The sequence below is a fragment of the Herbaspirillum sp. alder98 genome (assembly GCF_020179755.1).
Taxonomy (GTDB): domain Bacteria; phylum Pseudomonadota; class Gammaproteobacteria; order Burkholderiales; family Burkholderiaceae_D; genus Herbaspirillum.
Genome location: NZ_JAIUCY010000021.1, coordinates 1 through 2,447, shown reverse-complemented (window position 1 = coordinate 2,447; position 2,447 = coordinate 1). Strand labels below are relative to the sequence as shown.

Genomic DNA, 2,447 nt, shown 5'->3' with positions numbered 1-2,447 from the left:
TGCATATCGCCGGCGCGCTGATCTCGCCGACCCAGATCATGCTGCTGGTGCTGGCGGTGCTGGCCATGGTGGGCCTGGTGCTGATCGTGGAGAAGACCAAGATGGGCCGCGCCATGCGCGCCACCGCCGAGAATCCGCGCATTGCCGGCTTGATGGGGGTCGATTCGAACAAGGTGATCGTGGTGACGTTTGCCATCGGCGCTGCGCTGGCCGCGATTGCGGGAGTGATGTGGGCGGCGAACTATTCCACCGCGCAATTCGCGATGGGCTTCGTGCCGGGGCTGAAGGCCTTCTCTGCGGCGGTGCTGGGCGGCATCGGCAATATCTATGGCGCCATGCTGGGCGGCATCCTGCTGGGCCTGATCGAAAGCCTGGGCGCCGGCTATATCGGTGACCTGACCGGCGACTTCCTGGGCAGTAACTACCAGGACATCTTTGCCTTCATCGTGCTGATCATCGTGCTGACCCTGCGTCCTTCGGGAATCATGGGTGAACGCGTGGCCGACCGCGCCTAAACATTTACAGAAGATTAAAGAAGATAACTATGTCTCTCATTTCCTTCGACATGAAGCGCAACCCCAAGCAGGCACGCACCAGCCTGCTGGTGCTGCTGGCGCTGATGATCATCTTCCCCTTCATTGCCCAGCAGTTCGGCAATTCGTGGGTGCGCATCATGGACATCGCCTTGCTCTACATCATGCTGGCGCTGGGCCTGAACGTGGTGGTCGGCTTTGCCGGCCTGCTCGACCTGGGCTATATCGCCTTCTACGCCATCGGCGCCTACACGGCCGCATTGCTGGCCTCGCCGCAGTTCGCGGCGGTGCTGGAATCGTTCGTCAATACCTATCCGGCGGTGGGCAACTTTTTAGTCATGGTGTGCGGGCCCGAGATCGTGCAGAACGGCATTCACCTGTCGCTGTGGGTGATCGTGCCCTTGTCGGCCCTGTGCGCGGCGCTGTTCGGCGCCTTGCTGGGCGCACCGACGCTGAAGTTGCGCGGCGATTACCTGGCCATCGTCACGCTGGGCTTCGGTGAAATCATTCGTATCTTCATGAACAACCTCAATGCGCCGGTCAACATCACCAACGGCCCGCAGGGGATCAACCTGGTCGATCCGATCCGGGTGTTCGGGGTGTCGCTGGCGGGCGAGCCGGGTTCGGGCTCGATGGTCAACGTGTTCGGTTTCATGACGCCGTCGGTCAATGCCTATTATTTCCTGTTCTTGATCCTGTGCATCGCGGTGATCTTCTTCTCAGTGCGGCTGCAGGATTCACGCCTGGGGCGGGCCTGGGTGGCCATTCGCGAAGACGAGATCGCGGCCAAGGCGATGGGCATCAATACCCGCAACGTCAAGCTGCTGGCCTTTGCCATGGGCGCGTCCTTCGGTGGCGTGGCCGGCGCCATGTTTGCGTCGTTCCAGGGTTTCGTGTCGCCCGAATCGTTCTCGCTGACCGAATCCATCGCGGTGCTGGCGATGGTGGTGCTGGGCGGCATCGGCCATATCCCGGGCGTGGTGCTGGGCGGCGTGATCCTGGCCGCCTTGCCGGAGGTGTTGCGCCATGTGGTCGAGCCGGTGCAGATGAGCCTGTTCGGAAAAGTCTGGATCGATGCCGAAGTGCTGCGCCAGTTGTTGTACGGCCTGGCGATGGTGATCATCATGTTGACCCGCCCATCTGGCCTGTGGCCGTCGCCGCGCCATGAAGACCGCCCCGAAGTGGACCATGCATCCGTCGGCACCACCGGCGAAGTGAAAGCCTGAGATGACCCAGACCCTGCTTAAAATTCGTGACGTCAGCAAGCGCTTCGGCGGCTTGCAAGCCTTGAACGGCGTCGGCATTACCATCGAAAAAGGCCAGATCTACGGCCTGATCGGCCCCAACGGCGCCGGCAAGACCACCTTCTTCAATGTGATCACGGGCCTCTATCAGCCCGACACCGGCAGCTTCGAGCTGGACGGCAAGCCCTACAGCCCCAGCGCGCCGCATGAAGTGGCCAAGGCCGGCATTGCGCGCACCTTCCAGAACATCCGCCTGTTTGGCGAGATGACGGTGCTGGAGAACGTGATGGTGGGATGTCACGTGCGGACTAAACAGAACGTGTTTGGTGCGGTGTTCCGGCACAAGGCGGCGCGCGAGGAAGAGGCGCAGATTCGTGCCAAGTCGCAGCAACTGCTGGACTTCGTGGGCATCGGTCAATTCGCCAAGCGCACTGCGCGTCACTTGTCGTATGGCGACCAGAGAAGACTGGAGATCGCCCGCGCGCTGGCGACCGAGCCGCAATTGCTGGCGCTGGACGAACCGGCCGCCGGCATGAACGCTACCGAAAAACTGGGACTCAGAGAATTGCTGGTCAAGATCCAGGCCGAAGGTAAAACCATCCTGCTGATCGAGCACGACGTCAAATTGATGATGGGCCTGTGCAACCGGATCACGGTGCTGGACTATGGC

At 61.6% G+C, this 2,447-nt stretch carries 3 protein-coding genes; all 3 read left to right on the top strand.

The annotated features are described in order from the left end of the window. Window positions 1–515 (top strand): branched-chain amino acid ABC transporter permease (locus tag LBW87_RS23790; RefSeq protein ID WP_225203954.1); only part of this gene is annotated, 515 nt, incomplete at its 5' end. A gap of 29 nt (window positions 516–544) precedes the next feature. After that, window positions 545–1,759 carry an ABC transporter permease subunit gene (locus tag LBW87_RS23785; protein WP_225203953.1) on the top strand — a complete coding sequence of 405 codons (1,215 nt, stop codon included), beginning with the start codon at window positions 545–547 and terminating at the stop codon, window positions 1,757–1,759. A gap of 1 nt (window position 1,760) precedes the next feature. Continuing rightward, window positions 1,761–2,447, top strand: a 687-nt coding sequence (locus LBW87_RS23780; RefSeq protein ID WP_225203952.1) for an ABC transporter ATP-binding protein, incomplete at its 3' end; no start/stop codon positions are given.

Excerpts from the sequence above, each read along its gene's own strand:
- LBW87_RS23785 (WP_225203953.1), top strand. The coding sequence starts at position 545 with ATGTCTCTCATTTCCTTCGACATGAAGCGCAACCCCAAGCAGGCACGC.